Origin of the sequence: Roseibium sp. (genome assembly GCF_050301095.1) — a bacterium.
GTDB lineage: Bacteria > Pseudomonadota > Alphaproteobacteria > Rhizobiales > Stappiaceae > Roseibium.
This window is the reverse complement of the sequence record NZ_JBNKYW010000141.1, coordinates 1-6290: the sequence shown is the minus strand read 5'-3', so window position 1 is coordinate 6290 and position 6290 is coordinate 1. Positions and strand designations below refer to the sequence as shown.

Below are 6290 nucleotides of genomic sequence, written 5' to 3'. Positions count from 1 at the left end.
ATCACCATGTCGCCCTGCGCAAGTGCGATATTTCGGTGATCCCCGGCTGCGATACGGGCCAGCGCGGCTCTTGCTTCGCCTTGCGACCCGGTGCAGAGCAAAACGGTCTTTTCCCGTGGCAGGTACCCGTAGGCTTCCTCGTCGTGGAACGGTGGCAGCCCTTCCAGATAACCGAGTTCTCCCGCCACCTCGATGACACGGTGCATGGACCGTCCGACCACCACGATGTCGCGCTTGTTGGCGGCGGCGGCTTCCGCGATCGCCCTGATGCGGGCAACGTTGGACGCAAAGGTCGTCACGGCCACCCTGTGACGGGCACCTGCCATCACTTTTTTCAGCTCTTCCGCAACATCCGCTTCGCTCGGACTGACGCCGTCGCGAATGGCATTGGTGCTGTCGCACACGAGTGCCATCACCCCTTCCCGGCCAAGTTCGGCCAGCCGATCCATGTCGATCGGCAGACCGACACCGGGCGTCAGGTCGACCTTCCAGTCGCCCGTATGCAGAACCATGCCGGCAGGCGTACGGATCGCCAGCGCGCAGGGTTCGGGGATCGAATGGGCCATGGCAACGAATTCGACATCGAAGGGCCCGATCTTGTGCCGCTCACCCTGTTTGACGACCGTAACGGGCACATCCTCCGAGCCCGCTTCGCTTTCCGCCTTGGCCGCGAGCAGTCCCGCAGTGAAGGCCGTGGCATAGACCGGAACCTTCAGATAAGGCCACAGATGCAATATGCCGCCGTAATGGTCTTCATGGGCATGGGTGATGACCATACCGGCAATGTTGTCGACCTCGTCTTCCAGGAACTTGATGTCGGGAACGATGACATCGATTCCGGGCAACTCGGGGCCGGCAAATTTTACGCCGCAGTCCACGATCAGCCACGTCCGGTTCCCTTCCGGACCGTAGCCGTAGAGACCGAGGTTCATTCCGATTTCACCCACACCGCCCAACGGCAGAAATACGATGTCGTTATTATCCTTTTTGGCCGAAGCCATGGATTGCTCCTTCAAAACGTTGTGCCGGCGTTGTTCTGCGTCGACTTCCTCGCGTGCGACCGGCGTTTCGACCTGGCACACGCCAGACCGGCCGAACCCACCCTAGTTTCCGGACAGAAACACATCGCCTGCATAGATCGTCCGCTGGCGTCCGTCGTCCTGTTTCAATACCAGATGGCCGCGTTCGTCCAAATCGGCAAAAATGCCCGATATGTCTTCCTGGGCCGTCTTGACCGTGATCGGTTTGCCCAGATGCGCCGCCCTGCTGAGCCAGGAACGGCGGATGGTGCCAAAACCGCCCGGTTGCCGCCACGCCGCCAGCAGATCCGCCAGAATGCCGGGCAGAACGTCGAACAGCCTCTCTGCGGAAACCTGAAACCCGAGGCTTCTGAGATCCGTAGCCGGATAAAGCGACAGGGGCGGATGAGACACGCAATTCACACCGAAACCGAGAACAACCGCCTGTCGTCCGTCGGACAGTATTTCCGCTTCCAGCAGAATTCCGGAGAGCTTTGCGCCGTCGACCAGAAGATCGTTCGGCCACTTCAACGAAACCAGTTGCAGTGTTCCGGCCGCCTTGTCAACGGCATCAGCCAGGGCGACGGCCGCCGCGAGCGGAAGTTCGCCGATCCGCTCCGAGGGTTGCGGGTCGATCAGCAGCAGACTGGCGAAGAGATTTCCGGAAGGAGATTCCCAGTCTCGCCCCCGTCGGCCCCGCCCCTCGGTCTGCATGCCCGCGCGAATCCACAGGTTGCCGGAGTGGCCGCCGCGCGCCCTGTCGAAACACAGCGAGTTCGTCGAACCGACACTTTCATGTTCTTCAACGCGAAAGTCCGGCGCACCGGGCGCCGGACGTTCATGGGGCTGATCGCTCATCCGGCTGATCAGAACAGCGACTGTGCTGCCGCACTCGCCGCGTTCACCACGTAGCCGGGTGCCAGCCAGAAGAAGATGACGAAGAGGCTGGACAGGCCCAGAACGACCCTCAGCTCCATCGGCATCTTTTCAAAGGCCTCAACCGGTTCGTCGAAGAACATTACCTTGACGATGCGCAGGTAATAGTAGGCTCCAACCACCGACATCAGAACGCCGATGATGGCAAGCGGATAGAGACCTGCTTCGACAGCGGCGACAAAGACGTACCACTTGCCGAAGAAGCCGACCAGCGGCGGGATACCGGCAAGAGAGAACATCAGAAGACCGAGCAGGATCGCCATCGGCAGATTGGTCTGCGACAGGCCGGCAAGATCGCTGATTTCCTCAACCATTCCGTCCTTGCGGCGCATGGACAGAATGCAGGCAAAAACGCCGAGGGTCATGGCGAGATAGGCCATCATGTAAAAGATCACGCCTTCCACACCGGTCTGGGTTCCGGCGGCAAGACCGACCAGCGCATACCCCATGTGACCGATGGAGGAATAGGCCATCAGTCGTTTCAGGTTGCGCTGCCCGATGGCGGCAAAGGCACCGAGTGCCATGGACGCGATCGAGACGAAGACGACGATCTGTTGCCAGTCGCTGGTAACCGGCTGGAAGGCTTCGATGACGATCCGCACCAGCATGCCCATGGCGGCCACTTTCGGCGCAGCTGCCAGGAAGGCGGTGACCGGTGTCGGCGCGCCCTCGTAGACATCCGGGGTCCACATGTGGAACGGCACCGCGGAAATCTTGAAGGCAAGGCCGGCGAGGATGAAGGTCAGGCCGATGATAAGACCGATGGACGCGCCTTCATGCGACAGCACTTCGGCGATCTCGGCAAACCCGACATGGCCGGTAAAACCATAGGTCAGCGACATGCCGTAAAGCAGCATGCCGGAGGACAACGAACCCAGAACAAAATACTTCAGGCCGGCTTCCGTGGACCGGACGCTGTCGCGGTTGATCGCCGCAACGACGTAGAGCGCAAGGCTCTGCAGTTCCAGACCGAGGTAGAGAGCGATCAAGTCGTTTGCCGACAGCATCAGCATCATGCCGAGCGTCGCAAGCACGATCAGGACCGGATACTCGAACTGGTCGAAGGACTGGCTTTTTGCATAGGCCCAGGACATGGCGATGGCAAAGAACGAGCCCACCAGAACCAGCAGTTTCAGGAGATGGGCAAAATCATCGAGAATGAAGGAACCGCCGAAAGTCTGGCTGAAGGTCGGCGCAAGCAGCAGCACCAGGAAGGCACCGCCGAGCAAGCCCATGGCGACACCGAAAACGGCGTAGGTCACGCGCTTTCCGCCGAATGCTCCCATCATCAGGAGGACCATGGCTCCGAGGGCCAGGATGATCTCCGGCAGGACCGGCCTCAGATCTGGCAGTTGGGTCAAGTCTGACATAGCTCTGTCTCGTCCTCGAAACCTTAGTGCGCCACGGCGGCCGCTGCTGCATGCTGGGTCAAGCCAGCCGCGTCAAGCGCCGCAGTGTACTGATTGATGAGATTGTCGACCGCTCCCTGGGTCACGTCCAGGATCGCCATCGGATAGAACCCGAAGAAGATCGTGAGCAAAACCATTGGTACCAGAATGACCTTCTCGCGGAGATCCAGATCGAGGATCGACTTGAGGCTTTCCTTCTCCAGCGCGCCGAAAACGACCCGGCGGTAGAGATAAAGCGCGTAGGCTGCCGACAGGATCACACCGGTGGTGGCAAAGAAGGCCACCCAGGTGTTGACCTGGAACGCGCCCATGAGCGTCAGGATTTCCCCGACGAACCCGGAAGTACCCGGAAGGCCGACGTTGGCCATCGTAAAGATCAGGAACACAACCGCATATTTCGGCATGCGGTTCACCAGGCCGCCATATGCGGTGATTTCACGCGTATGCATCCGGTCGTAGATCACACCGACACACAGGAAGAGTGCGCCGGAGACGATGCCGTGAGACAGCATCTGGAAGATGCCGCCCTGCACGCCTTGCTGGGTCATGGTGAACATGCCCATGGTGACATAGCCCATGTGCGCCACCGACGAATAGGCAATCAGCTTCTTGATGTCTTCCTGCGCGAGCGCCACCAGCGAGGTGTAGATGATCGCGACGACGGAAAGCGTGAAGATGAACGGCGCGAACATATCGGACGCGATCGGGAACATCGGCAGCGAGAACCGCAGGAAGCCGTAACCGCCAAGCTTCAGGAGCACGCCGGCCAGGATGACCGACCCTGCGGTCGGAGCTTCCACGTGCGCGTCCGGCAACCAGGTATGCACCGGCCACATCGGCATCTTCACCGCGAAGGAGGCAAAGAAGGCAAGCCACAGCCAGGTCTGCATCTCTGCCGGGAAGCCATGGACGAGCAGTTGCTCGATATCCGTGGTGCCCGCGTTCCAGTACATCGCCATGATCGCGATCAGCATCAGAACCGACCCGAGCAGCGTGTAGAGGAAGAACTTGTAGGACGCATAGACGCGCCGCGCACCACCCCACACGCCGATGATCAGGAACATCGGAATGAGGCCGGCTTCGAAGAAAACGTAGAACACGACCAGATCGAGCGCGCAGAACACGCCGATCATCATCGTTTCCAGCACCAGGAACGCGATCATGTATTCCTTGACGCGTTTCTGCACGCTCTCCCAGGACGCCAGGACGCAGAACGGCATCAGGAAGGTGGTCAGGATGACGAACAGCACCGAAATACCGTCGACCCCCATCCGGTAGCTGATGTTGCTGCCGAGCCAGTCACGCTGCTCGATGAACTGGAACCCGGGATTGTCGTAGTCGAAGCTGCCCCAGATGAAGAGCGACAGCAGGAAGGTGACCGAGGTGGTCACCAGGGCGACCATCCGGATGTTCCTCTTGCTGCCTTCATCGTCGCCGGGAACCAGCAAGATGAAGAGCACGCCAAGCAGCGGCATAAAGGTTGTGAGTGACAGAATAGGCCAGTCAATCATTAGTGTGCACCCCCGCCGGTGCCCGCACCGGTAAACATCGACCACGTGATGAGCGCAGCCACACCGATCAGCATCGCAAATGCATAGTGATAGAGATATCCGGTCTGCAGGCGGACGACCCAGGCGGTCACGTTCTGGACGCGCGCGGCAACACCGTTCGGCCCGAAGCCGTCGATCACGGTGCCATCACCCTTCTTCCAGAGGACCCGGCCGAGCCACATGGCAGGACGGACGAAGATGAAGTCGTAAAGCTCGTCGAAGTACCACTTGTTGAGCAGGAACTGATAGAGCCCGGAATGGCGCTCCGCCAGCTGCTTCGGGGTTTCCGGCGAGCGGATGTAGAACTGGTAGGCGACCAGGAAGCCGAGAACCATCATCACAAAGGGCGAAACCTTCACCCAGCCCGGCACGTCATGCATGGCGTGCAGGACATGGCTGCTTTCGAGAGACGGAAATGCCCCGGTAAGCTCCGTGTTCCAGAAGGCATCGTAGCCTTCACCGTAGAAGGAGCCGTAGAACATCATCCCGGCAAGGGTCGCACCGACAGCCAGAATGAACAGCGGTACGGTCATGACCAGCGGACTTTCATGGACGTGCTTCATGACGTCGACAGGCGCACGCGGCTTGCCGTGGAAGGTCATGAAGGTCAGGCGCCAGGAATAGAATGACGTCAGGGCGGCGGCAATCACCGTCAGCCAGAAGCCGTAGAGCGCCATCGGGTTGGCGTGCTCGCCCATGGAGCCGCCGAACGCCGCCTCGATGATGGCATCCTTGGAGATGAAGCCGGCAAAGCCGATATGGGTGAACGGAATACCGACACCGGTGAGCGCCAGCGTACCGATCATCATGGTCCAGTAGGTGATCGGGATGTGCTTGCGAAGTCCGCCCATCTTGCGCATGTCCTGTTCGTCCGACACCGCGTGGATAACGGAGCCGGCGCACAGGAACAGCAGCGCCTTGAAGAAGGCGTGTGTGAACAGGTGGAAGATGCCGATCGAATAGGCCCCGACCCCGAGCGCGACGAACATGTAGCCCAGCTGCGAACAGGTCGAATAGGCAATCACGCGCTTTATGTCGTTCTGCACGAGACCGACCGTCGCGGCGAAGAAGGCCGTGGTCGCACCGAAGAAGACGATCACGTTCAGGGCCGTGTGCGACAGTTCCATCAGCGGCGACAGGCGCGCGACCATGAAGACGCCCGCGGTCACCATGGTTGCGGCGTGGATAAGCGCGGAAACCGGCGTCGGGTCTTCCATCGCGTCCGGCAGCCAGGTGTGCAGCAGGAACTGCGCCGACTTGCCCATTGCGCCCATGAACAGAAGCAGGCAGACGATGGTCATCGCCGAATGCGGATCCAGGTGATAGCCGAGGAAGGTCATCACCTCGTCATGGCCCTGGATAAAGGACGGCGCATC

5 protein-coding genes are annotated in these 6290 nt (G+C 60.3%); all 5 read right to left on the bottom strand.

Annotated elements, in window-relative coordinates; all coding sequences use genetic code 11:
• Positions 1–1001, bottom strand: a 1001-nt coding sequence (locus tag ACQY7U_RS13225) for a ribonuclease J (RefSeq protein ID WP_428645150.1), incomplete at its 3' end; no start/stop codon positions are given.
• 102 nt (positions 1002–1103) lie between these two features.
• Entirely contained in the window at positions 1104–1877 is a 774-nt protein-coding gene (locus ACQY7U_RS13220; protein WP_428645148.1) for a biotin--[acetyl-CoA-carboxylase] ligase, read from the bottom strand.
• Between the two features lie 8 nt (positions 1878–1885).
• Positions 1886–3325, bottom strand: coding sequence for an NADH-quinone oxidoreductase subunit NuoN (gene nuoN, locus ACQY7U_RS13215; protein WP_428645146.1), 1440 nt, complete (start codon positions 3323–3325; stop codon positions 1886–1888).
• Positions 3326–3348: 23 nt separating this feature from the next.
• Complete coding sequence (locus ACQY7U_RS13210; RefSeq protein ID WP_428645145.1) at positions 3349–4875, bottom strand: NADH-quinone oxidoreductase subunit M; 1527 nt, start codon at positions 4873–4875, stop codon at positions 3349–3351.
• Positions 4875–6290 (bottom strand): NADH-quinone oxidoreductase subunit L (nuoL, locus tag ACQY7U_RS13205; RefSeq protein WP_428645144.1); only part of this gene is annotated, 1416 nt, incomplete at its 5' end. The genes ACQY7U_RS13210 and nuoL, both read right to left, overlap by 1 nt.